The sequence below is a fragment of the Collinsella sp. CLA-AA-H167 genome (assembly GCF_040095305.1).
GTDB lineage: Bacteria > Actinomycetota > Coriobacteriia > Coriobacteriales > Coriobacteriaceae > Collinsella.
In genome coordinates this window covers 136221-161338 of sequence record NZ_JBBNGA010000004.1, presented here as the reverse complement: position 1 = coordinate 161338, position 25118 = coordinate 136221, and the positions used below count along the sequence as shown (strand labels likewise).

Sequence of the window (25118 nt, the reverse complement as noted above, 5' to 3'; positions counted from 1 at the left end):
CTCCCGAATGCGCGGTATATCTCCTGCCATCTTCTCACGGCTTCCACGGGAAGCGAAAGGGCAATCGCGGCAGATTTATACCCGTGCCCGAGCTCGAAGAGCCCTATGGCCGCCTTCCTGGCCTCGATATCATGCTTCACTCTCAAATCAACGCGCATAAAGAAAGCCTCCCATTTCTCATGTCCAAGAAATGGGAGGCAGTTCAACTTCGTGCGGCGGGGGCTTTTTGTGCCGCGCCGATGCCCCGATATGGGCAAAACCAAGGCATGCTGCCCGCTGCGGATAGGTGGTGCACTTCCCAGCGTGCATTTTTGGGAGTATTCAGCAAGCTCTGAAAAATGCATAACGTTGTGAATGGGTCGTAGTGGCCCGCGGCGCCCATCGACAGCACTTGTGGGCGGGCTATCGATGGGCGGAGATGGCTGTCGCCGCGTTTTTGGTTTGCGCCGGCCTGCAACACTGCTGCAACCACATCGTTATGTCGTTTGTGATGGGGCCGTTGGGGCCCACGGTGCTGAATACTCCGTTTTTTGCACGGTCCAAGGTGGGGTACCCTAGGATGAGAGAAATTGATACCTCATATTTATGCATATATCGATATTTCTATGCAAGATTTGGATTGTAAACCGTGCGCGTGCATAAAACCGGTGTGGGGACGTCTGGAGTCGGCTCGGCTCCTGGGGCATTGCACGTGCAGAACGGTTAAAATCGGGACTCGGTCTTAGTTTTACTTGGAAGGATGCATATGGCTTCTAATGTTGATGCTTCTCTAGAGGAGACGCTCTCCTATATTACTGACCAGTTGAAGGCGCTTACCTCGATTGCTTCGCCTACGGGCTATACCCGTGCGGCGACTGATTATCTGATGGAGACCCTGCGCGATATGGGGTTTGGGCCCGAGCGTTCCAATAAGGGCAACGTGTTGGTTGAGCTTGGTGGCGAGGGTGGGCCGCTCGTACTGGCGAGCCATGTCGATACCCTGGGCGCCATGGTGCGTTCCATCAAGGACAATGGTCGCTTGCGTCCCACGACGCTCGGCGGGCATCAGTGGTCTACGGCCGATGGCGAGAACTGCACCGTTTACACGCGCGATGGCAAAGTCTTTACGGGTGTGGTCCTCAATACCGAGCCTTCGGCGCATGTGGCCGATGAGCCGGTCAAGACCATCGAGAAGAACATGGAAATCCTGCTCGACGAGAACGTTGACAGCAAGGACGATGTGCTCGAGCTGGGTATTCAGACGGGCGACATCATCGCTATGGATCCGCGTACCACGGTGACGGAGAGCGGCTACATCAAGAGCCGCTTCCTGGATGACAAGCTGTCGGCGTCGATTCTGCTGGGTCTGGCCCGTTCCGTTGCTGACGGCGAGGTGTCGCTTTCGCGCAAGGTGTCGCTGCTCTTTACCGTGTACGAGGAGGTCGGCCACGGCGGTGCCTTTGTGCCGGCCGACACGCGTGAGATGATCAGCGTGGACATGGGCTGCGTGGGTGACGACCTGGGCTGCACCGAGCGCATGGTTTCGATTTGCGCCAAGGATTCGGGCGGTCCGTACAACTACGACCTGGTAACCACGCTGTCCAACATCGCGCGCGAGCTGGAGCTCGATTACGCCATCGATGTGTACCCGCACTACGGCTCCGACGTCGAGGCCACGCTCTCGGCCGGCTACGACATTCGCCATGGTCTGATCGGCCCCGGCGTGTACGCGAGCCACAACTACGAGCGCAGCCACATCGACGGTGTGCGCAACACTTTCGAGCTGGTTCGCGCCTACGTCCAGCGCTAACGATGCAGCGGCCTCGGCTGACACGGCAGTACCGACCGAGGCTGTCCTCTCTAACTTGCGGTGAAATAGGGACTGTTTGGCGGTTTTAAACGCTTAAACAGTCCCTATTTCACCGCAACTTATGAAGGGGATGGGGCTATTTGATGGCGCCGGTCACGGTGCCGCCGCCCAGGACGATGTCGCCGCGATAGACTACAACGGCTTGGCCGGGGGCGATGGCGCGCTGCGGCTCGTCAAAGGTCAGCAACATTTGCCCGTCTTCGCCGCACGTAAGGATCGCTGCCTGGTCTTTCTGTCGGTAGCGGTACTTGGCGCCCACGCGGATGCCGCCGGCATCCAGCTCGGCCTCCATGCGGTCGGCAGGGGCGCTCCAGATCCAGTCGTTGGCCGTGAGCGCCGTGGCCGTCAGGTCCTCGGCCTCGCCCAGATGCACGGTGTTGTTAGCGGCGTCGACGCCCGTCACATACACAGGATGCGCCATCGCGACGCCCAGGCCTTTGCGCTGGCCGATGGTGTAGCGCAGCGCGCCGTTGTGGCGCCCGACCACGCTGCCGTCGCGCCACACAATGTCGCCCGGTGCAGCGGGATGTCCGCAGCGGCGCTCGATATAGCCCGCGTAGTTACCGTCTGGAATAAAGCAGATGTCCTCGCTTTCGGCCTTCTGGGCGTTGGTAAAGCCCTGCTCGGCGGCTATGCGGCGCACGTCGCGCTCTTTGTCTAGGCCTGCCAGCGGAAAGATCGTGTGCGCCAGGCGCTCCTGCGTGAGCGAATACAAAAAGTAGCTTTGGTCCTTTTTAGGGTCCTCGCCGCGATGCAGCTGCCAGGTGCCGTCTGCCGCCTGGCTTGTTTTGGCGTAATGGCCCGTGGCGATGTAGTCGCAGCCCATGTCCAGCGCTGCATCGAGCAGCGCGCCAAACTTAATGTGGCGGTTGCAGATAATGCACGGATTGGGCGTCAGCCCCTCCTGGTAGGCGTTCATAAAACGCTCGACAACGTTGCGGTCGAAGGTTTGCTGCAAGTCGAGCACGTGATGGGGTATCCCCAGGCGCTCGGCGACGGCCTTTGCATCGGCGATGTCGTGGTCGACCTTACTCATGCCCGTGGCGGGATCGGGCGCGGGGCAGGTGAGGCGCATGGTGGCACCGACACATTCGTAACCCTGACTTTTGAGCAGATACGCGGTCACGCTGGAATCGATGCCGCCGCTCATGGCGACGAGCACGCGCTTGTTGTGCATGAGGAGGTTCTCCTTGGTGGCATGTGGCCAAAAAAGAAAAGCGGCGCGGGAGGCTGGTTCCGCGCCGCAGACATTGTAGCAAGTTCGGACGTCTCGTGGGGCATCCTGTTGGGATGAGGTCAGACTGCCAGAAGAGAGGGGAGACCGGCGTGCCTTGGACTCGTTCTAAGAACGAGAAGCTCTAGTCCTGGAAGAGCGCCGTGGACAGGTAGCGCTCGCCGGTGTCGGCGAGCAGCGCCACGATGGTCTTGCCTTCGTTCTCGGGGCGCTTGGCCAGCTGCAGAGCGGCCCAGACGGCGGCGCCGGACGAAATGCCCACGAGCACGCCTTCCTTGTGGCCCACGGCGCGGCCGGTGGCAAAGGCATCGTCGTTCTCGACGGGGATGATCTCGTCATAGACCTGGGTATCGAGGACGTCGGGCACAAAGCCGGCGCCGATGCCCTGGATCTTGTGCGGGCCGGCCTGGCCCTTAGAGAGCACCGGGGAGGTGGCGGGCTCGACGGCGACGACCTGAATCTCGGGGTTCTGCTCCTTGAGGAACTCGCCCACGCCGGTCACGGTGCCGCCGGTGCCAACGCCGGCGACGAAGATGTCGACCTTGCCGTCGGTGTCGTCCCAGATCTCGGGGCCGGTCGTGGCCTTGTGGATGGCGGGGTTGGCGGGGTTCACAAACTGGCCGGCGATGATGCTGTTGGGGGTCTCCTTCTGCAGCTCCTCGGCCTTGGCGATGGCGCCCTTCATGCCTTTGGAGCCGTCGGTGAGCACGAGCTGTGCGCCGTATGCCTGCATGAGCTTGCGGCGCTCGACGGACATGGTCTCGGGCATAGTGATGATCACCTTGTAGCCGCGGGCCGCCGCCACCGAGGCGATGCCGACGCCGGTGTTGCCACTCGTGGGCTCGATGATGGTGTAGTCGCCACCGCGCACGAGCTTGCCGGCCTTCTCGGCCTCGTCAATCATGTTCTTGGCGACGCGGTCTTTGACGGACCCGGCGGGGTTGAAGTATTCCAATTTGACGAGCACACGGGCCTTGAGGTCCTCGTCGGCCTCGAAGTGGGTGAGCTCCAGAAGCGGGGTGTGGCCGATAAGCTGATCGATGGACGTGTAAACATTGCTCATGGTGAACCTCCAAAGTGTTCAAATGACTGGATACCGTGTGGTTTTACGGTGTGTGTGGCAGCGAAACCCACAAACCTTATAGGTTGTTCGTTTTGCTGTTGGCAAGCATAGTAGACACCAAAGCCTAGTAACGCAATAGGAAATAGAAGATTATTACGAGTCGATTAACCATCTTGACGGGAATAGGTATTTTCAAAACCAATTTTTCGGCTAGAATTTCTACGAATTAAAAGACCGAAAGGCAGCTATATATATGTTGGTTTCCACAAAGGGCAGATATGCCCTGCGCGTTATGGTCGACCTGGCCGAGCACCAGGCGACAGGCCGTATCCCGCTTAAAGAGATTGCGGCGCGTCAGGGTATTTCGGAGAAGTACCTCGAGAATATTCTGGCTACGCTCGTGCGCGCCAACATGCTCTCGGGCATGCGCGGCAAGGGCGGCGGCTATGTGCTCACGCGCCCGCCCGAGCAGTACACGGTGGGCGAGATCTTGCGCCTGACCGAGGGCAGCCTGGCGCCGGTCGCCTGCCTGGATGGCGACTGCAAGGGTTGTTCGCGCTCTGACGAGTGCCCCACGCTCGACGTGTGGAAGAACCTGGACAAGCTTATCAACGACTACCTCGACGGTGTGACGCTCGATCAACTTGTCGCTCCCAACGAAGGCTACGACTACGTGATCTAGCCCACCTGCCATTTGGGGACGGGGTGGAAATGGCAGATTCTCTCGCCCTTTGAGACTTGGCAAATAAGAAGGCCGCCCATTTTTGTGATGGGCGGCCTTCGTTTTGGGCTGTTGAGACGGGCGCGGCCGGAATGGCCGTTTTAGCCCTCGGCGATGCTGTCGAGGATGCTGCGCATGATGGACACCAGGATGCTGCCCATAAAGGCCGATCCAAAGCTGGCGATGGAGATGCCCGCGCCCAGCAGATTGACCGACAGATAGCTGGCCAGCTCGAGCATAAAGCTGTTGACTACGAGCTGAAAAATACCCAGCGTAATGATCGTGAGCGGCAGCGAGATAACCGTCAGGAACGGCTTGACGAGCGAATCGACGATGTTCAGGAACAGTCCCACGAAGGCAAAGCAGACCCAGGCGTCGGCCATGCCGAAGGGCTGAATGCCGGGGACGAGAAACGTTGCGATCGCGATGGCGATTGAGGTCAAAAGCCAGTTGAGCATAAAGCGCATGGTGTGAATCCTTTCTTGCGCATGGCGTGGTGAGGGAGCGTGAGAGGCACATGCCTTTGCAACTCGGACAGATGCTCGGGCACGGCTCTGTTTGGGCGCCCATTGTCTCAGATATTCGTGGAGCTTGCGTGCGCATTCGGTTTCAAAACGGCGTTCGTCCTAGAAAACGCGCCGCTGGCAGAGAGTTTTGTCGCTTTAGTTTGGTGGTGTGCTAAACTGCTACGGGCAAAAGCCACAGGCGTTGCCCTATTGCATAGAACGGGCGAACGATGCCCGATGTCAGTATCAACTTCGATGCCTTATGGCGGGTTTGGCGGTGATCGATGAATATCGAGAACATGTTTGACAAGCCTGATGTCAAGCAGCTGGTCCACGCATTTAGTCTTTTGGATGACGAGAAGGATATCCAAGCGTTTTTGACCGATATCTGCACGCCGCGCGAGATCTGCGATCTTTCGCAACGTCTGCAGGTTGCGCGCTATCTGGATGAGGGCGAGCCTTATGTTGAGGTTCAGGCCCGCACCGGCGCTTCGTCCACTACGGTGAGCCGCGTTTCAAAGGCGCTGAACGGCGAGTACGGCGGCTATCGCAAGATCCTCATCAAGCTGGAGGATGGCGAGTAGGCCAGCGACAACAAACGAATTGTGCAGAACCGTCCCTTCGGGGGCGGTTTTTATATGCCCGCAATCGGCTGGTGCGTTGGGGTCAGGTTGCTTTGCACCAAAACATGGAGCTGAGGTAGCAATCTGTCCGCGTGGGCGGGTAGGATGGAAGCATTGAATATTGCGAACGGTTTGAGTGGAGGACCATGCCTGTTCGAATCTATACCACCAACGCCGGCGCGGATTTGAGCGATGCCGAGGCGGCGCTGCTTGCCGACCTTATTGCCCGCCACGGGCGTGCCGTGCTGCTGGCGCCAACGTTTGCCGAGCTCGACCTGTGCCGTCATGATGCGGCGGAAGCCGGCGTTTCGCTGGGTATTGACTACAAGACGCCTACATCGTGGCTTCGCTCGCTTTGGGAGCTTTTGGGCGACGGGCGCGGTTTCGTCGACAACCTGCAGCGCCAGATGCTGTTTTCGGACATGGTAGCGCGTCTCGACGACGCCGACCTGCAGCCGCTTTCGCGCAGCCAGGGCACGGTGCGTATGCTCGCGCGTATGGCTCGCGATGTGCTGCCGGGTGTGGCAGGGACAGGTGCCGAGCGTTGCTGCGACAACGTTTGCAAGCCCAAGCCCAGAAGCGACGCCGAGGCTCGCGTGTTTGAACTTTTGTGCGCCTATGCGCGCGGTTTGGACCGTCGAGATATGGTCGAGCCCTGCGAGGCGGCTGACATTATGGCCGGCGCTTTGGCCGACAACCTGCCGGGGTGCGCCCGCGCCGTTTGCGTGCGCGGCGTCACGTCATTTACGTATAGCCTGCTCGAGCTGCTGTCCGCCGTGGCAAACAACGGGGGAGAGGTTGTCGTGCTGCTTGCCCGCGAGCAAGCGGCGATGCGCGAGGAGCTTGCCGCGGCATTTGATGTCCGCGGTGTGCTGTTTGAGATCGCGCCGCTGGACGAGGATGCCGGCGCTCCCGCGATTGCTCCAAAGTCCGTCGTACGTCCTGCCTTTGTGGAAGTCGCCGGGCCCCATGCCCGTGCCCGTGTCTATGCGGACGTCATCGATAAGATGGTGAAAGCGCGCAAGGAGTCCAAGGTCAACGATGCCGCCTCCGCACCCGTCGATCCCGTGCGCGTACTCGTGGTGTCCGCCCGGGCACCCCAGCTGTTCGGCGAGCTTGCCGCTCGTTTGGCGGCGCGCCACGTTGCTGCCGAGACGGCCGAGTTCACGGCGTTTTCCCAATCCATTGCGGGCAGGCAGTTCACGGCGCTCGCCAACCTGATCGAGCGTATGAAGGCCGCCGACGAAGGGGCAGCTTCTAAGACTGAGTGGTGGCCCGCTCCGGAGCTTACCGACTGGATTTACAGCCCGCTTTCGGGTGCCGACGCCGCCAGCGCGCGCACGTTCGACAAGAATATGCGACTGTCGCGCAGCAAGACCACTGCGGGCGTCAAGAGCCTGCTGCAGAGCGTGCAGGGCCAGGTGAGGGGCGCGCGTAAAGCGGCGAGCGACGAGAACTGGTTTAAGAGCGTGCCGTGCGTGATCTCGGACGTGTTCCAGGCGCTGTGGCGCGACAAACCCGTGACGGCGCTCAAGGCCATGCTTGCCGTTGCCGAGGCACTGCCCGATCGCGCACTTGGCGGTCTCGACGGTCAGGCCCGTCGCCAGGCGGAGGTGGCCCTGCTGCGCCACGTCATCGACATCCTTATGAATGACGCCCGTGCGCTCAACGTGTCGCAGGCCGCGACCGTGCCCGTGCTCGATGACATTCGAACCAAGGTGGACAAGCGTAGCGCCGCCTACGATTACGAGACCTACGAGGTTGACCGTGCGCCACGCGCCCAGGTTCGCTTTGCTTCGCTTGCCGATGCGGCGGCTCTGCGCCCCGGCAGCTACGATGCCGTGCTGTTTGCCGATGTCGATCTGGACAGCTATCCGCTCTCACACGAAGAGGGGCCGCTGACCACGCTGACGGCGAGCCTCGGTCGCGAGGACGTGACGCTTGAGCCTGCGGCCTTGCTGCGCGCACGCTTTGGCCGCGCGATACAAGCGTCGCGTGGTCCGGTTACGCTCGCCCGTGTGACCCACGATCGTCAGGCGCGCGAGTGCTATCCGGCGGCCGTGTGGACCGAGTTGCGGGCGCATGCCGAGGCCGCTAACGATGCTAAGGCCGCTGACGCCGACAAGGCCGCTGACGACGCTAAGGCCGTTGGCGCCGACAAGGCGAAGTGTGTGGGTGAGGGCGATATCGTAAGGGACTTCGATCCCGCGGCAGGCGAAGGTCTTAGGCGCGAGCGCGTGACCTGCGAAGCCCCCCAGCATCTGAGCGATGAAGCCATTCCGTATCTGGTCCTGCGTCGTCGCGATGGCGAGGGCGAGGATGCGCCGCTGGTGCCGCGCCTGACGTCTGCCTCGCAGATCGAGGCCTATTCGACCTGCCCGCTATGCTGGTTCGTCTCGTACCGCGTGAAGCCCCAGTCGATCGACGCTGGCTTTGGCAATATGGAGAAGGGCAACTTTGTCCACGACGTGCTGGAACACTTGCATGCCCGTCTGCCCCAGGAGGGCATGGAGCGCGTGACACCCATGAATCTGCCACGCGCGAAGGAGCTGCTGCGCGAGGTCTTTGACGAGACCTTGGCCGAGCATGCGGGCAAGCGCGGTACCGAGGGCCCGCTCGTGCCGCTCTCCCCGGTGGAGGAGCGCCAGGTGGCCGAGATTTTGCCGCAGCTGGAGGGCGTTCTTGCCTACGAGTCCGAGGCGCTCGCGCCCTTCGCGCCGCGCTACCTGGAGTTTGCGTTCAACGAGCTCCAGGTCGAGTATGCCGGCTGGCCGCTCGGCGGGCGCATCGACCGCGTGGATGTGGATGCCGAGAATCGCGCCGTGGTAATCGACTACAAGCATCGCACGGGCGTTGAGGAGTTTAAACTCGCCGACCCCACGGTGCGCGACGAGGAATCGGGCGAGGCCGCCATCGACGACCCGCGGTGGCTGCCGCCCCATACCCAGACGCTTATCTATGCGCAGGCCATGCGCCGGGCGCTGGATCTGGATGCCCGTGCGGCGCTCTATTTTTCGACCAAGGGCGGCAAACCGGCGCTGCGCGGCGCCGCGAGTGCCGAGCTGCTCGAGGAGGAGCGTGGTGACGGCCGCATCCCGGGGCTTAAGAAGGGCTTTCCCGGCGAGGGTGGCAGCATGGACTTCGACGCCCTGCTCGATCGCGTGGAGGCCGGCATCGCCGAGCGCCTGCACGAACTCGAGGCAGGCGACGTTGCCGCCGTCGACCCGATGTCGGCTCAGGCCGCGCATGCGCGCTGCTCGTATAACCACGAAGGAACGTTTGTAAGGAGGGACGTGTAGACCATGGATCTTTCGACTTTGATGCCGCAACAGCTGCAGATCGTCAAAACGCTCGACCGTCCGCTGTTTGTCTCGGCGGGTGCCGGTTCGGGCAAGACCTTTACCCTCACGCGCCGCATCGTCTACGCGCTCTCGCCCGAATCCGGTCCGTTCGTTGAGCATCTGGACCAGGTGCTCGCCATTACCTTCACCAAAGATGCCGCGGCCGAGATTCGCGACCGCGTGCGTCGCGCGCTTATCGAAGAGGGTATGGACGAGGAGGCCCTGACCGTCGACGACGCTTGGATCTCGACCATTCACGGTATGTGTTCGCGCATCCTGCGCGCGCATGCGTTGGAGCTGGGCATCGATCCCGAGTTCACGGTGCTTACCGATACCGATGAGCTTATGGATCAGGCTGTCGAGCATGTGCTGGGGCGCGCGACGGCGCCCGATGCCGCGCCTGAGCTCGCCGCCTCGCTTAAGGCCCTCTACGCTTGGTATCCCATGGCGGGCGAGGGCGGGCCGTTTGGCGCCGGTACCACCATCAAAGGTCTGGTGCGCGACCTGCTGGAGCTATCGAGCCAGCTGCCGGGCGGCATGGACGATGTGTGCGTGGCGCGCGGCCAGGCCGATACCTCGGCACTCGCCGACGCCTATCGCGCGGCGTTGGGTGCGAGCAAGGCCGCGACCGAGAAAGCGCAGGTGGCACTCGATGCCATCGACGCGTTTGAGGCGAGCGGCAAAACCATGGAGGATGTGGCGCGACTCATGATGTCGTGCAGCATGCCTCGGGCGAGCAAGGCGTTTCCTAAGGAACAGGTGGAGCTGCTCAAGGCCGAGGCTGCCGATGCGTTTATCAATATCGTGCTGGCCTGCGGTGGTCCCGCGCTCGATGCGCTGGTGGGCCTGGCCCGTTCCGTGGAGGCTGAGTATCGCGCGCTGAAGGCCGGCCAGTCCGCGCTCGATAACAACGACCTACTGCGTATGGCGTACGAGGCGCTGCGCGACTACCCGGCTATTCGAGCGGCCTATGAGGGTCGCTTTAAGATGGTCATGATCGATGAGTTCCAGGATACCGACCAGATGCAGGTCGATTTGATCCGTTACCTGACGGGCGCGGGGGAGCGCGCACTGTGCACCGTAGGCGATGCGCAGCAGTCGATCTACCGCTTCCGTGGTGCCGAGGTCGAGGTGTTCCGTCGCCAGGAGCGCAAGGTGGGTTCGACGACGGCGTCCGAGACGGTCGCCACGTCCGATGCCCCCGCCGGCGAGCTCGTCAAGCTTGTACGCAACTTCCGCAGCCACGACGAGGTGCTGCGCTATGTGGCGCGCGTCTTTGACGGCGACACCGGTGGTTTGATGCAGGGGTTCTTGGATCTTGAACCGAGCGACGAACGCGAGGACAAGCTCAAGGCGAAGGCATCGCGCCGCCAGGCGATCTTCGTTGCCGGTGGCAGTACGCAGGAGCGAACGCAGGCGAAAGCTCGCGCGATTGCGGAGCGATTCCAAGCACTCGTTAAAGCGGGCCAGCCCCAGGGCAGCATGGTCCTGCTGCTGGGCCGCATGACCAACGCCGATGTCTATGCGCAGGCCTTCCGCGACCAAGAGCTCGACTGCGTGATCGCAGGCGGCTCGGTCTTTGCCCAGGCAGCTGAGGTGCAGACGGTGCGTGCCCTGGTCTGCGCACTCGCCAATCCGGCCGATACGGCGCAGGGCCTTATGCCGCTGCTCGCCTCGCCGATGTTTGCGCTCGGCGCCCAGGAGTTCCTGGCGCTGGCGACCAAACTGGACGACCAGACGGGGGAGACCTCGCGCCGCAACATCGATGCGGGCATCATGAGCGATTCCGATGTGCCGGGTTTGCAAGACTTGCCGCTCGTGACGCGCGCCCGCGAGGTGCTGCGGTATGCGCTTCGTCGCGTGGGCCGCGATTCGTTCGCCGCCATCGCGCGCGATACTGTCAACGCCTCCGGCTGGTTTGTGCGTCTGGCACAGCGTGGTCCCGAGGGCAAGGCCATTGCCGCCAACGTGCTTAAGGCGCTCGATGCCGTGGCCGAGGCGGAGGCCGAGTTCGGTAACTCGCCGCGTTCCATTGCGCTTGCCTTCGACCGCTTCTTGGCGGGCAAGGAGGCCCCAGGTGCCCTCAACGAGGAGGGCGACGGCGCGGTGCGCATCATGACGGTGCATGCCTCCAAGGGCCTGGAGTATCCGGTCGTGGCGGTTGCGGAGTGCTTTGGCGTGCGTAAGTCTTCGGGTGCGGCTCAGATGGGGCGTGTCGAGGGCGGAGCGCAGGTCGTGGCGCTGCCGGCGCGCTTCGACGGCGTTAAACTCGCGGACGGCACGTTCGTAAAGGGCGATGACGTCAAAAAGCAGTTTGAGCATGCGTTTAAGGGTAAGGGCACGTCGCTATGGTTGCCGCCGGAGCTCATGGAGGATGTCTGCGCGACGGGTTCTCCCGCCGAGGCATTCGTTCGCCTGCGCAACCACGACCTGCAGCTTTCGCTCGAGGAGCGGGCTCGCTTGCTCTATGTCGCCATGACGCGAGCGCGCGAGCTGGTCATTCTGGCGATGGATGTCGGCGTGAGCCGCGGCAAGGTGACGGCGCCGACCTTCGATGTCGAGACGGATCTGACCTACGACGTGCTGCGCCGCATTTTGCCGACGGATGCCCTGGACATGCCGCAGCTCGATGCCGACCGCCTGGTGTTCGACAACTCCCAGCCGGGCGACTACGAGCTCATTTCGCTCGCGGACTTTTCCTTTGGCGAGCAGTCGTTTGAGGCCAATGCTTCTCTGGATGCCGAGGGCAGGCTTGTCCGCGGCGATGCCGATGCCGCCGATAATGCTGCGCACTCAACTGTGCCCGGTCCTGCCGACGCCGAGCCCGATGCGTTTGAGCTCGTGTATCCCCAGGCGGTGGGCGTGCGCATGGGCACCTGCCCGTATCCGGCGCGCGATTCGTACAGCTACTCGTCAATTGCCGCGGCGCTGCATGCCGAGTCCGAGGACCGTGCCGCCGAGGCACACGTGCCCATGGACGAGGCCGGCGATGATGCGGAGTCGGATGGTTCTGAGATGACGGATGCAGACGTGGCCGCCGTTGAGCCCGCCGGCAACCCCATGGCGCTGGGCTCGGCGTTCCATGCTGCCTGCCAGTGGCTGATCGAGATGGGTGCCGACGTGTTGCCCGCTGTGCGCGCCGATGCGCTGGCACGCTTGTGGCGCCTGACGCCGGAGCAGCGCGAACGCTTCGACGTTGCCCTGGACCGCTGGCTCAAGTCGGCTGTTCGTGCCGACCTGCTCGCGTGGCCGTGCGTTCGCGCCGAGGTGCCGTTCTTTTCGCTGGGCTGTGAGGACAAGGACATTGCCCGCTACGGTGCATATGCCGAGGGCGCCATCGACGCTTTGGCAACCGACCCGGCCGATCCGTCGCGCGCGCTGGTCATCGACTACAAGACGGGCGGCACACCGGACGAGACGCCGGATCAGCTGCAGGAGAAGCACGCCCTGCAGGCGCGCGTCTACGCTGATGTTCTGCACAAGGCGGGCTTTGAGGCCGTGACCGTCAAGTTCGTCCGCGCGGAGCAGCCGGATCCAACCATCTTCGTCAAACCCGCCGAACCTCAAGTAGTCACCTACAACCTTTAGCCACCTCAGGCTTTATGGTGCTATTTGGTTGGTTTTCGGCCGTAAGGCCCTCAATCGTCCAAATGGCACCGCAACGCATGGGAGAGCCTGGGGCGGTACAATGGCTCGAACGGTTCAAGCGAATAAGGAGCCATCATGCAGCTCACCAAAACGCTTAAGGTGACGCCGGAGGAGCTTTTTGACGCTCTGGCGGGGTCCATCATGCAGGATATCGAGAACGCCACGGGCAAACGTCCTAGCCGCAATAAGCTCAACGGCTATAAGTACGAGAAGCGTCCATACCGCAAAAGGCAAGACCAAGGGCACGGCGATCAAGGTTAAGATCAAGCACTTTGACTACCCGTGCCTCTATGAGGTCTGTTTTCAGTATGCGGCGGGCATCAATACCATGCGCTATGAGGCTGCACCTGCTGGCGATGGTGCTTGCGAGCTCACCTATACCGAGGATTTTCAGGGTGCGGGTGGCAACACGTCTGGCATGCGCGGCAAGCTCGGCCTCTTCTTCTACGAGCGCAAGCTCAAGAGCCGCGCCAACCAGACGATTGATCAAATCGTCAAATACATCGAGGGTGAGCGCCGCGTAAAGGCTAATCCCGCCTTCGCCGATGATACTGCCGAAAACGCTTCGGATGTATTCCATTGATACCCTGTGCAAAAGCTTTACCGCTCTTCACATCAACTGTGAACACTTCAGGCTTCGAGTCAGTAGCGAGCGGCCCGGCAAAATTAGTTGATGGAAGTGCCAAATGAATAAGAATGCCGCTACGCAACTGCACATCTATTCCGCCTTTTTCGTTCTCGCGGGATTTGTTTTAAATCGGGGAGTGTTTCTACTTTTCCTTGCGGATAAAGGAATGTCTGTCACGGAAATCGCGCTTTATCAAGCCCTGTACAACATTGCAACGGTCGTCCTCGAGCTGCCAACAGGGCTGGTAGGCGATTTCTTTGGAAAGAAGTTCTCGATTCAAGTGGGCGTTCTGCTTCTTTTCTTCCATACGGCTGGCATGCTGTTACTCTCAGGCCCCTTTCTCGTCGCGCTTTCCCTTGTTGAGGCACTCGCCTACTCCCTTCAATCGGGATCCGAACAAGCACTTTTATATGAAATTGCCCGAAATGCCGGTCAAGGAGAGCGCTTCCTCACCATCAACGCTCGGCTGCTTGCCGCGCAATCAATCGCGACGGGAGTGGCAATCGTACTTGGATCATTCATTGCCCAAGTATCTTGGAGTGCCCTCTACGTATGCGTTTCCGTTTTCTATCTCCTGCAGCTTTTCCTTCTGTATCCCATTGAGAGGATGGAAACGACCCATTCCAAAAACTCTGGGGAGGAAAGGTTTGACGTAGCCAAGATCTTCAGACGCGAAACCTGGTGCATTGGAGAATCCGCTTTTGCGGTATTGCTTCTTCTAGTCGGCACAAGCATGCTCGATGGATTCTATGGGAGTTATTACAACTTGAATCAGTTGGTATTCGACGCATTTGATGCTCCCGTCTCCATAATAGGAATCTTTTTCGGTGCATCCTATGCAGTAAATGCGACGGCCTACATTGCAGCAGATTTCTTCTCATCGCGTTTCGGGAAAAGAAACACCATGCTCGGCTCGATGTTAATCGAGGCCGGTCTTTTCATGATTCTTCCGTGGTTCGCTTCAAATCCGCTGTGTTTGTTTGGCCTTAGCATGGTGCTTTGTTTTCTCCCGGAAGTGGTGTACATCACTTCGGAAAACTTAATCCAAGACGCGATAGCGGATGATCTCCGCGCGACGATCCTTTCCGTCGCGTCTCTGGTAAGGGCCCTCTTTTCTGCAATGTTTTTCTCCATATTTGGATATGTGTTGGGGTTATATCCCATTCAGATAGCGCTCGGTGTTATTGGCGCAATCGCGATAGCAATTACCGCCGTTGTTTCTTTAAAAATGGTAGGAATACATGTCTCCAAGAATTGATATATCGATTGACGAGCTGCCCGAAGCGTCGAGCCTTCTTGATGGACATGACTATTCGTCACAAATCATTCAGCGTATCGCCGGGGTTTCAGTAATACTCGATATATCTGGATGCCCTCATTCCCCTTTTTGAAGGTCCCAAAAAGACTACCGTGTGGGTTTGGCTAGGTTCGGGTGCTGTCCGCGCCGTGGGGTAAAATCGTTCAGTCAGAACACGAACCCGCATCGGAGCTCATCACATGGCATTCGTCCATCTGCACAACCACACCGTCTTTTCCATGCTCGACGGCGCAACCCGTATCCAGGATATGGTCAACCGCGCCGTTGAGCTGGGCATGCCCGCCGTCGCCATTACCGACCACGGCTACATGTATGGCGTGCCCGATCTGGCGCTGGCCTGTGACGCCGTTAACCACAACACGCCCGAGTACAAAACCTGGAGCCACGACAAGGCCTTCTTGGAAAAGGACCGTCGCGACGAGCTGGTGGAGCCCGATCCCGAGGCAAACCCGCGCGAGCATGCCCAGTATGTGAAGGACATGGCCATGTGGGACGAGAAGGGCAACATCGACGAGCTCAAGCCGCCTCTGGTCATCAAGCCCATCTTTGGCTGCGAGGTTTACTTTACGCCGGACGAGACGCTCGCCCGCGACCATAAGCCCGAGCTTTATCACATGATCCTTCTGGCCAAGGACCAGGAGGGCTACGTCAACCTGATGCAGACGGTTTCCGAGGCCGCCGTGCAGGGCTTTTACTACAAGCCCCGCGTGACGCTCGACAACCTGCGCCGCCATGCCAAGGGCATGATCTGCACGAGCGCCTGCATCGCGGGCATCATTCCCAAATACATCGACCGCGGTGACATGGAGGGCGCCATCAAGTGGGCCGAGACCTTCCGCGATACCTTCGAACCCGGCGACTTTTATATCGAGATCCAGGAACACGGCATCACCACCGACAACGGCCTGACCGACGAGCAGATGGACCGCACGCTCATCGATATCGCCAAGCAGGTGGGCGTCAAAGTCATTGCCACCAACGACTTCCACTACCTGCGCCGCGAGGACGCGCCGGTGCAGGACGTCATCATGTGCATTGGCATGAACGCCAAGGTCGACGACCCCAACCGCATGCGCATGACCGGCTCGGAGTTTTATATGAAGACCGAGGAGGAGATGCGGGCGATGTTCCCGTATTGCCCCGAGGCCTGCGACAACACGCTCGAGATCGCCGACAAGTGCTACGTAGAGCTGGACTGGGACTCCATCATCCTGCCGCGCTTCCCGCTGCTCGACCCCGGCGAGACACACGAGAGCCAGTTCCGCCGCGAGTGCGAGAAGGGCCTGCGCCAGCACTATGGTGACGACTGGGCCACGCGCGAGATCGGTGGCGTCAACATCAAAGAGCGCTTTGAGTACGAATACAAGGTCATTTGCGACAAGGGCTTTGCCGCCTACTTCCTCATCGTCGCCGAGTACGTGCAATGGGCCAAGGACAACGGCATCGGCGTCGGCCCCGGCCGTGGCTCGGCCGCCGGCGCTATCGTCGCCTACGCCATGAACATCACCGCGTTCGACCCGCTCGAGAACGGCCTGATGTTCGAGAGGTTCCTGTCCCCGCAGCGTACCGAGATGCCCGATATCGATATGGACTTCGACGATGAGCGGCGCCTCGAGGTCGTGGAGCACGTTCGCCAGCTCTACGGCCCCGAGAAGGTCACCCACGTCATCACCTACTCGACCATTAAGGCCAAGCAGGCCATCAACGATGCCGCGCGCGTTCTGGACTACCCGGTCTACATGGGCCAGCGCCTGTCCAAGATGGTCTCGAGCGACCCCAAGGTCAAGCTCAAGCAGGTACTCGAAAAACAACCCGGCAAAGAGGATCTGTTTAACCCCGACTTTGCCGAGGCCTATAAAAAGGACGACGACGCCCGCCGCATCATCGACACGGCGCTCTCGATTGAGGGCCTCACCCGTGGCGAGGGCGTGCACGCGTGCGCCGTTCTGATCTGCCGCGACCCCGTCAACGAACATGTGCCCACCAAGCTCGACACCAAGGGCGGCGTCGAGATTACCCAGTACGAGGGCCATACCGTTGCCGACATGGGCCTGCTCAAGATGGACTTCTTGGGCCTGCGCACGCTGACGGTTATCTCCAAGGCCAAGGCAAACATCAAAAAGAACTTCGGTATCGACATCAAAGAGGAAGAGATCCCCTTTGACGATCCCGAGATCTTTAAGCTCATGGGCTCCGGTCACACTGCCGGCGTCTTCCAGGTCGAGTCCGCCGGCATGACGGCCACGATCAAGAACATGAAGCCCACCGAGTACAAGCACGTCGTAGCATTGATCGCCCTGTACCGCCCGGGCCCGCTGGGCGCCGGCATGGTCTCGTCCTACATCAACCGTATGAACGGCAAGGAGCCGGCCGTCTCCTACGACGACCGCCTGGACGACATCCTGGGCGAAACCTACGGCACCATGGTCTACCAGGAGCAGGTTATGCTCATCTCCGTCGAGATGTGCGGCTTCTCCAAGGGCGAATCGGACTCGCGTATCCGTAAACCCGTGGCTAAGAAAAAGATCAAGCTGCTCACGTCGACGGTGCTGCACTGGGAGGATGGCTCGGACGAGACCACCTACGACCACTGGATGAACGGCGCTATCAAGAACAACTACACGCGCGAGGTCGCCCAGAAGATTTGGGACGATGTTCTCGAGTTCGCATCTTACGCCTTTAACAAGTCGCACTCCGCCGGCTACGCCATCCTGGTTATGCAGACGGCGTGGCTCAAGGCGCACTATCCGCACGAGTACATGGCGGCCGTTCTGACGTCCTACACGGGCAAGACCGACAAGATCGTGCACTACGTCTCGGCATGCCGTCACGACGGCATCCCCGTGCTGTCGCCAGATGTCAACGAGTCGGGTACCGAGTTCACGGCTACCAAGGAGGGCGTGCGCTTTGGTCTGGCCGGCATCCGCGGCGTGGGCACCGGTGTGGCACAGGCGATTATCGCCGAGCGCGAGGCGGGCGGCCCGTTTAAGACGCTGCACGACTTTGTCGAGCGCGTGGACTCGAGCCAGGCCAACCGTCGCGTAATCGAATCGCTGATCAAGGCAGGCGCCTTCGACTCCACGGGGTATCCGCGTCGTCAGATGATGCACTTTGTGGACAAGAACAACCCCGAGAACATCATCGATGCCGCGGTAAAGCGCCAGAAGGATCGCGCGAGCGGGCAGACGTCGTTCTTCGATATGTTTGGCGACGTTGAGGGCTCGGGCTTCGAGGTCAGCGTGCCCGATCCGGACGGCCAGGAATGGGACCGACACCTCAAGCTGAGCCAGGAGAAAGAGGTTCTGGGCATCTATGTCTCGGACCACCCGCTGCGCCCGTTTGAGTATGCACTAGCCAAGGCGCGCGACTTCTCGTTCTCGCAGATCGATACCGGCTACGAAGTTCAGAATCCTACGGGCGGCACCATCAACCAGGAAATTCCCGAGGGCAAGGCGCTGTGGTGGGCCGGCATGGTCTCGAGCGTGTCCAAGCGCGTGACCAAAAACGGTGACCCCATGGGCATCGTGCAGCTCGAGGACATGGAAGGCGAGGCCACCGTCGTCGTGTTCCCCAAGACCTATAAAGAGGCCGAGGGGTACCTGTACGGCGAGGTCGATCCCGAGACCGGCGCGCAGCTGTCCGATGCCTTTGTGCGCATTAAGGGCAAGCTCGAGCGCTCGGACCGCGGCGACCAGATCATCGCGCAGGAGATCGTGCCGCTCGAGCTCAACGAGGAGAACAACAAGCCCAAGGTGTTTGAGGTCATGGTGCCCAACAGCCGCTTTAGCCAGGGCAATATGGCGCGCCTGGCCACGGTGCTCACCGCTAACCCGGGCGGCGACCGTGTGGAGATCTTTATCGAGCAGGTGGACGGGCGCGTGCTGCGTGCCGAGGTACCTGCCAAGGTCAACGCGCGTTCGATTCCGCTGCTGGCCGAGGCCAAGGCCATTGTGGGTAACCAGGGCCGCGTGACGGTGATCTAAGCTACCCCGGGTGAGATTGGAGGAAGTGATGGCGCAGGGGACGTTTGTGCAGGCGCTTCGCAAAGAGGCGGCGTTGAGCGGCACCTTTATGAAGGGGCGTTCGCTCATGCTCAACGGTGCCGTGCTGTCGATTGAGGACAGCGGCTCGCGCTTCTCCAAAAACGTGACGATTGAGGGGTCGGTGCGCGGCTCGCGCGGCGACCTGTACAAGACGCACGTGGCGCTCGACATGGACGAGCACGAGGTGATCGACTACGACTGCGATTGCCCCGCCGCCTATCGTTACCCCGGTATGTGCAAGCACGCTATTGCCACGGCTCTGGCGTATTTGGATGCCAGCGGCGCCGAGCCCGTCGAAGGTTTGCGCACGCCGGTCCGCACGTTTACGGCGCAGCCGAAACAGCCCGCGCGCACCGCGTCCGCCGCGCCGGCCGTCAACCCCAACTTTCCCTTCCCGGCGCCCGTCCCCACGAGCCCGAGCCTTGTGGCGGCGCTTTCCGATCTTTCGGACGCGCGCATGGATGAGCTGGCGAGCATGCGCCGCAAGCTTGCCGGTGCCGTTGATCCCGACGCCCCCAAAGCGGCGTTGGAGCCCTCGTTGGTGCCGTACTACAATCCGCTGTTCGCTGACCGCTTTAGCTGGGCGCTCGAGTTCCGCATTCGCTGTGGATCGGTCTCCTACGTGGTCAAGGACATCGACGGCATGGCCGATGCCTACGTGCGCGGCGGCACGTTCTCCTATGGCAAGAAGCTCACGTTTGTCCATTCACCTGAGGCCTTTGACGAAACATCGGCAAAGCTGCTCAACCTTGTTGTGACGACAGTTGCCTATCTCGATGACATCACAAGCTCGCGTTCGGCGTCGTACGACTTTGCCCGCAGTGGTTTTGTTGCCGAGCGTCAGTTGCCGCTGTCCGAGCATAGCATCGTATATGTGCTGGACCTGCTGCGCGGCCAGACCATCTCCTTTGAGCCCGCCTGGTCGCGGGGGATGACGACGCATCGCACCTACGACGTGGCGGTTGAGCTGTCTCCGCAAGGGGAGGACGAGGCATCCGCTAAGCGCCCACCGCTGCTTGCCGCCAAAATCGCGCCGGCGGCTGGTGGTAGCTATGACCTGCGCCTGCCCGCCGATATGTACTGCTTTGCGTCGGGCGATGCCGCCTACTTGGTTGACACGCGCCGCGCGCGCCGTACCGACGCTGCATTTGCTCAGCATGCCGCACCTTTTTTGTCGCGCTTGCTGCCGTGCCGCACGCCCGCCCATATTGCCGCCGAGCAGGTGGGTGAGTTCTGCCGTATGGCGCTGCCCATTTTGCGCGACTACACCGACCTCACCGCGCCCGCCGCGCTCGATACCGTGGCACCCGAGCCGAGCTTTGCTATGGCGATCGGCGTCGACGATGGGCTCGTGACCTGCAAAATTACGGTTACCTACGGCGATTGGTCGGCGGATCTCTTTAGCCTGGGCGCTCCGGGCAGCCCCTTCGAAGAGCAGCGCCCCGGTGTGCCGCCCCGCGACGAGGTGGCGGAGTTTCGCGTTATGGATACGGCGGCCCTGTACTTCGATTTCTACGAGCGCGGCCTGGCGTTTGAGGAGCGCGATGACGCCCGCTTGTTCTGCCTGCTGACCGAGGGCCTGTCTGCCCTGTCCGAACTGGGTGAGATCATGCTCAGCGACCGTCTGCGCCAGATCTCGGTCCGCCCCGCGCCCAAGCTCTCGGTTCGTGCGACCGTTAAGAGCAATCTGCTCGATGTCGAGCTGGGCGCGAGCGGGCTTTCGGCCGCGGACCTTGCCGTCTATCTCGATTCGTACAAGCGCCATCAAACGTTTGCGCGCCTTACGTCCGGCGACATCATTCGCCTGGACGAGGGGGCGCGCGCCGCGTTTGGCCTTGCCGAGGACCTGGGTGTCGATGCCGTCGACCTGCTCGACGGCGTGTCGCTTCCCGCGTCGAGCACCCTGTTCGTCGACAGCATGCTCGCACGCACGCCGGCGCTCGAGGCCGATCGCGACGCTGCGTTCCGCCGTACCGTCGAGCGCCTGGACACGCTCGGCAAGATGGACTTTACGGTGCCGGCATCGCTCAAGGCAACGATGCGCGGCTACCAGGTCGACGGATACCAGTGGCTCGGCTCGCTCGAACACCTGGGCCTTGGCGGCATCTTGGCCGACGACATGGGCCTGGGCAAAACGCTCCAGATGATTGCGCATATTCTGGCGCGCGTGGAGGCGGGGGACACCAAGCCCACGCTCGTGGTATGCCCGGCCTCACTCGTGTACAACTGGACTGCCGAGCTGGAGCGCTTTGCCCCGTCGCTCGATGTGTGCGCCATTGTGGGCGCCAAGGCTCAACGCCGCGTGCAGATCGCCGGCGTGGCCGAGCATAGCGTGGTCGTGACGTCGTATGACCTTATGCGGCGCGATATCGACGAGTACGTCGAGCGGGATTTTGCCCGCGTGGTGCTCGATGAGGCACAGTACATTAAAAATCCGCTCACGCAGGTGGCGCGCGCCGCCAAGCGCCTGCCTGCCGGCGTGCGCTTTGCCCTGACGGGCACGCCCATCGAAAACCGCCTGTCCGAGCTCTGGAGCATCTTCGACTTTTTGATGCCGGGCCTTTTGGGGACGCGCGAGTCGTTTGCCAAGCGCTTCGAAAGCCCGGTCGAGCACGCCGAGGGCGACAGCGCCGCTCGCCTGCAGGCGCTCGTGTCGCCGTTTGTGCTGCGCCGTGTTAAGGAAGACGTGGTGGCCGACCTGCCCGAGAAGATCGAAGACACCGTCATGGCGCAGCTTACCGGCGAGCAGCGCAAGCTCTACCTGGCCAACCAGGACCGCATCGCCCAGCAGGTGCAGCACCGCGAGGCTGGGGAGTTTAAGAAGGACAAGCTCAAGGTGCTCGCCGAGCTCACCAAGCTGCGCCAGATCTGCTGCGACCCGCGTCTACACTACGAGGATTACAAGGCGGGGAGCGCCAAGCTCGATACGTGTATGGAGCTCGTGCACGGCGCACTCGACGGCGGGCATCGCATCCTGTTGTTCAGCCAGTTTACGGGTATGCTCGATATCATCGGTAAGCGCTTGGCCAAGGAGGACATCGCCTTCCTTAAGCTCACGGGCGCTTCGTCTAAGGAGAGCCGCGCCAAGATGGTCGCGCAGTTCCAAGCGGGCGAGGTTCCGGTCTTTTTGATTTCGCTCAAGGCGGGCGGCGTGGGCCTTAACCTGACGGCGGCCGACGTGGTCATCCACTACGACCCGTGGTGGAACGTGGCAGCGCAGGACCAGGCGACCGACCGCGCGCACCGTATTGGCCAGCAACATACCGTGACCGTGTACAAGCTCATCGCCAAGGACACGATCGAGGAGCGCATTATGCAGATGCAGGAGTCCAAGCGCGACCTGGTCAACAGCGTGCTCGGCGGCGACGGCATCTCGTCGGCGCTGTTTACCCGCGAAGATGTTCTGGCGCTGCTGGGCGGCGACGGGCGCTAACCCGCTCGGGTGGGGCCGCCAGGGCGGATAGCGCACGCTGCCCCATCGTCCCCGCCCGTTATGTGTTCATTTGCAATGCCGTGGATGGTTTGTCTGCCTTTGGGCATAAGAACCATCAAGAACATTGGCACGTCAGCAAAGGAGAACATCATGGCGAAATTCTTTAAGGACCCCGACGGTAAGCTCATTGCCGCCCTTGGCAACGACGTTGCAACCCCTGCCGGTTGCACGGAACTGACCGCAAACACTGAGGACGCGGCGCACGAGAAGCACGTGCCTGTTGTCGAGACCGAGCGCGACGGTCACGTGATTCGCGCACGCGTTGGCTCGGTCGAGCACCCCAGCCTGCCCGAGCACTATATTGAGTGGATCGCCCTTGAGGCCGAGGGCCGCTTAGAGGTCCATTACCTTGAGCCCGGCATGAAGCCCGCGACGTTTTTTGCCGGCGGTTCCAAGACCGGTACCGTCTATGCCTACTGCAACCTGCACGGGCTGTGGTCCGCGACATTCTAGGAGCGCGCCCCCGCTCGGGGTATCATAGCTAGCATATGCACATGCGAGCGCCGACTGCATCATGCGGCCGGCGCTTTTACTACGACAACGATGGTTTACGACGGAAAGGGCTGAGCCATGAAGCTCGCGCTTGCACAGATCGATATGCGCCTGGGTGATATTGAGGGCATTTGCGGCCGCATGGAGGACCAGGCTCGTCTGGCCCACGAGCGCGGGGCGCGCGTGCTGTGCGTTCCGGCTCCGCTCTTTATGGGCGCCATGCCCGGGGGCCTGGTGGGCACTGCCGACTTTGAGCACGACATGCTTGCTGGCTTGACTGGTGTCGCCGAGCGTATCCAGGAGCTTGACATGATCTGCATCGTGCCCGCGGCGGTTTCGTTTGAGGGCCAGCCGCTGCTCGACTACATGATGCTCAAGGACGGTCATGTGGTGCCGGCGCGTTCGAGCATTGCCCTGCAGCGTGGCGAGAACAACGACACGCGTTGGGCGCCGCCGGTGTTCGACGTGGACGGCGTGCGCATTGCCGTGATTTTTGACTTGGACCGCGAACTCGAGATGTTGCCGACCGGTGTTGACCTCATTGCGTATTTCCAATTCAACGCGTTTGACATGACCGACCGCGAGACTGCTGCCATTGCCGCCGTACGCAGCGGCGCCTACCGCAAGATCGCATCCAAGCGCAGCGTGTGGTTTGCCTGCATGGCGCCGGTCGGTGCCTATGACGAGTCGGTGTATACCGGCGGTTCGTTTGTGCTCGACGACTGCGGTCGCGTGGTGGCCCAGGCGCCGTGTTTTGAGGAGAGCCTGCTGGTTCAGGAGATTCAGCGCGGCGTGATGCTCGATGCCCTGGAAGATCACGAACTGCCCGAGTTCCGTTCCGAGGAGTGGCTGTGGCAGGCGCTGGTGCTCGCCGTGCGCGACAACGCCCGAGCCCACGGTGCGTCGCGTGCTGTGGTGGCGCTCGAGGGCGACTTGCCGTCGTCCCTGCTGGCGGCGCTGACCGTCGACGCTCTGGGCCCGCGTAATGTGATTGGCCTGGTGCTGGGGCGCAACCGTATCTTTACGCCGGCGCAGGAAGAGGCCGAGGCTGCCCGCTGTGCCGCCGTCCGCGCCATCGCCGAGCGTCTGCACATTCGCACCGTCGAGCGCGATGCACCGGATGCGGCGCGTGTGCTCGATCGCGACGTGTCGGCGGGCGATGCCGAGCGTCTGCGCTCGCGCACGCTGGGCCTCATGCTGGAGGACACGGCGCTCGAGCTGGGTGCGATGGCGCTGAGCCCGCTGTCCAAAACCGAGTACGCGCTGGCGGCGCCGGCGCTTTGCGGCGGCTACCAGGGCGATTACGCGCCCTTTGGCGATGTGTACCTGTCGACGCTTGAGTTTGTGGCGCGTGTGCGCAACCGCACGTCTGCCGTGGTGCCCCAAGAGCTCGTGACGCTCAACGCGGTGGAAGATTGTATGGAGCGAGTGCTGGCGCAGGCGCTCTCGACGCTCGACGGTCCGGTCGATATGCTCGACCGCGCGGCACAGCTGCTCGGCGGGCTTGAGCCGGGTGAGGTCGATGGCGCGCTCGAGGCGCACGTGGACCGCAATCGATCTTTCGACGACATCCCGATGGCCGCTGGCAAGCCTGAGGCCTGCTCGCTGCTGCTGATGCTCGTGCGTCAGGGCGAGGCCGCCCGCCGCATGCTGCCGACGGCGTCGATCGTCTCAGCCCGTTCGTTTGTCGAGCGCGCCTGGCCGTACATGCTCGCGTGGTCCGACCTGGGGCTTAACGGCAAGGAGCGTATGACGGTCGATTCGCTGGCGCGCGCCGAGGTGCGCCGTTTTGCTGACGAGGATACGAGCGAGCGCGTGCGAAACGAGATGATGGGCGTGCTGGGCGAGCTACTGGGTATTTCGCCCGAGCAGATGGAGGAGCTGCGCTCCGAGGACGGCCAGCGCCGCCTGCACGAGGGTATGAAGAAGTTTGAGGGCGAGGTCCAGGACGCCATCGATAAGATGATGGGCGGCCAGGGTGGCCCGCAGGGTGGGCCCCAGGGTGGCCCGATGCCGCATCCGCCGGTGGATCCGAGGCAGTTTCCCTTTTTCTCTCAAAACTAACTATGGGATAGGATTCGCTTCCAACCCCGACACTTCAACTAAGCATCTTGGCCCCGTTGTGTTATTCTAGAACAGACGTTCGTGAATGATGCTCA

At 61.6% G+C, this 25118-nt stretch carries 15 protein-coding genes; 12 read left to right on the top strand and 3 right to left on the bottom strand.

Annotation, left to right across the window (positions count from 1 at the left end; all coding sequences use genetic code 11):
- The first annotated feature begins 745 nt into the window (after positions 1-745).
- The gene (locus tag AAAT03_RS04370; protein WP_124786045.1) at positions 746-1789 is read left to right on the top strand and encodes a M42 family metallopeptidase; all 1044 of its coding nucleotides are present in this window, start codon (positions 746-748) and stop codon (positions 1787-1789) included.
- Positions 1790-1925: 136 nt separating this feature from the next.
- Here AAAT03_RS04370 and mnmA read toward each other — a convergent pair whose 3' ends face one another.
- Both mnmA and cysK read right to left on the bottom strand, forming a co-directional pair.
- Positions 1926-3026, bottom strand: a complete 1101-nt coding sequence (mnmA, locus tag AAAT03_RS04365) for a tRNA 2-thiouridine(34) synthase MnmA (RefSeq protein ID WP_349102668.1) — start codon at positions 3024-3026, stop codon at positions 1926-1928.
- A gap of 181 nt (positions 3027-3207) precedes the next feature.
- The gene (gene cysK / locus AAAT03_RS04360) at positions 3208-4146 is read right to left on the bottom strand and encodes a cysteine synthase A (protein ID WP_055250951.1); all 939 of its coding nucleotides are present in this window, start codon (positions 4144-4146) and stop codon (positions 3208-3210) included.
- 253 nt (positions 4147-4399) lie between these two features.
- On the opposite strand from cysK, the gene AAAT03_RS04355 reads away from it, so the two are divergent.
- Entirely contained in the window at positions 4400-4828 is a 429-nt protein-coding gene (locus AAAT03_RS04355; protein ID WP_117564502.1) for an Rrf2 family transcriptional regulator, read from the top strand.
- A gap of 140 nt (positions 4829-4968) precedes the next feature.
- On the opposite strand, the gene AAAT03_RS04350 is transcribed toward AAAT03_RS04355, so the two are convergent.
- Positions 4969-5334, bottom strand: a complete 366-nt coding sequence (locus AAAT03_RS04350) for a phage holin family protein (RefSeq protein ID WP_161194649.1) — start codon at positions 5332-5334, stop codon at positions 4969-4971.
- A gap of 323 nt (positions 5335-5657) precedes the next feature.
- On the opposite strand from AAAT03_RS04350, the gene AAAT03_RS04345 reads away from it, so the two are divergent.
- From AAAT03_RS04345 to AAAT03_RS04300, 10 genes are all read left to right on the top strand, one after another.
- Positions 5658-5957 (top strand): YerC/YecD family TrpR-related protein, encoded by a 300-nt coding sequence (locus tag AAAT03_RS04345; protein WP_022094855.1) that lies wholly within the window; start codon positions 5658-5660, stop codon positions 5955-5957.
- Positions 5958-6142: 185 nt separating this feature from the next.
- A complete protein-coding gene (locus AAAT03_RS04340; RefSeq protein WP_161194648.1) occupies positions 6143-9295 on the top strand; it encodes a PD-(D/E)XK nuclease family protein in 3153 nt (1050 codons plus the stop codon).
- A 3-nt stretch (positions 9296-9298) separates the two neighbouring features.
- Positions 9299-12925 (top strand): UvrD-helicase domain-containing protein, encoded by a 3627-nt coding sequence (locus AAAT03_RS04335; protein WP_124786049.1) that lies wholly within the window; start codon positions 9299-9301, stop codon positions 12923-12925.
- Positions 12926-13060: 135 nt separating this feature from the next.
- On the top strand, positions 13061-13246 hold the full coding sequence (locus AAAT03_RS04330) for a DUF3284 domain-containing protein (protein ID WP_164473288.1): 186 nt from the start codon (positions 13061-13063) through the stop codon (positions 13244-13246).
- Complete coding sequence (locus AAAT03_RS04325) at positions 13170-13568, top strand: DUF3284 domain-containing protein (protein WP_347486541.1); 399 nt, start codon at positions 13170-13172, stop codon at positions 13566-13568. Before AAAT03_RS04330 ends, AAAT03_RS04325 begins: the two co-directional genes overlap by 77 nt.
- 103 nt (positions 13569-13671) lie before the next feature.
- Positions 13672-14871, top strand: coding sequence for an MFS transporter (locus AAAT03_RS04320; protein WP_161194646.1), 1200 nt, complete (start codon positions 13672-13674; stop codon positions 14869-14871).
- A gap of 239 nt (positions 14872-15110) precedes the next feature.
- Positions 15111-18914, top strand: coding sequence for a DNA polymerase III subunit alpha (gene dnaE, locus AAAT03_RS04315; protein WP_118377276.1), 3804 nt, complete (start codon positions 15111-15113; stop codon positions 18912-18914).
- 28 nt (positions 18915-18942) lie between these two features.
- Complete coding sequence (locus tag AAAT03_RS04310; protein WP_161194644.1) at positions 18943-22407, top strand: SNF2-related protein; 3465 nt, start codon at positions 18943-18945, stop codon at positions 22405-22407.
- 150 nt (positions 22408-22557) lie between these two features.
- Complete coding sequence (locus AAAT03_RS04305; RefSeq protein WP_089572163.1) at positions 22558-22920, top strand: desulfoferrodoxin family protein; 363 nt, start codon at positions 22558-22560, stop codon at positions 22918-22920.
- A 117-nt stretch (positions 22921-23037) separates the two neighbouring features.
- Complete coding sequence (locus tag AAAT03_RS04300) at positions 23038-25023, top strand: hypothetical protein (protein ID WP_349102667.1); 1986 nt, start codon at positions 23038-23040, stop codon at positions 25021-25023.
- Positions 25024-25118 lie beyond the last annotated feature (95 nt).

Coding starts and splice junctions, on each gene's coding strand:
- AAAT03_RS04370 (WP_124786045.1), top strand. CDS start 746: ATGGCTTCTAATGTTGATGCTTCTCTAGAGGAGACGCTCTCCTATATT.
- mnmA (WP_349102668.1), bottom strand. CDS start 3,026: ATGCACAACAAGCGCGTGCTCGTCGCCATGAGCGGCGGCATCGATTCC.
- cysK (WP_055250951.1), bottom strand. CDS start 4,146: ATGAGCAATGTTTACACGTCCATCGATCAGCTTATCGGCCACACCCCG.
- AAAT03_RS04355 (WP_117564502.1), top strand. CDS start 4,400: ATGTTGGTTTCCACAAAGGGCAGATATGCCCTGCGCGTTATGGTCGAC.
- AAAT03_RS04350 (WP_161194649.1), bottom strand. CDS start 5,334: ATGCGCTTTATGCTCAACTGGCTTTTGACCTCAATCGCCATCGCGATC.
- AAAT03_RS04345 (WP_022094855.1), top strand. CDS start 5,658: ATGAATATCGAGAACATGTTTGACAAGCCTGATGTCAAGCAGCTGGTC.
- AAAT03_RS04340 (WP_161194648.1), top strand. CDS start 6,143: ATGCCTGTTCGAATCTATACCACCAACGCCGGCGCGGATTTGAGCGAT.
- AAAT03_RS04335 (WP_124786049.1), top strand. CDS start 9,299: ATGGATCTTTCGACTTTGATGCCGCAACAGCTGCAGATCGTCAAAACG.
- AAAT03_RS04330 (WP_164473288.1), top strand. CDS start 13,061: ATGCAGCTCACCAAAACGCTTAAGGTGACGCCGGAGGAGCTTTTTGAC.
- AAAT03_RS04320 (WP_161194646.1), top strand. CDS start 13,672: ATGAATAAGAATGCCGCTACGCAACTGCACATCTATTCCGCCTTTTTC.
- dnaE (WP_118377276.1), top strand. CDS start 15,111: ATGGCATTCGTCCATCTGCACAACCACACCGTCTTTTCCATGCTCGAC.
- AAAT03_RS04310 (WP_161194644.1), top strand. CDS start 18,943: ATGGCGCAGGGGACGTTTGTGCAGGCGCTTCGCAAAGAGGCGGCGTTG.
- AAAT03_RS04305 (WP_089572163.1), top strand. CDS start 22,558: ATGGCGAAATTCTTTAAGGACCCCGACGGTAAGCTCATTGCCGCCCTT.
- AAAT03_RS04300 (WP_349102667.1), top strand. CDS start 23,038: ATGAAGCTCGCGCTTGCACAGATCGATATGCGCCTGGGTGATATTGAG.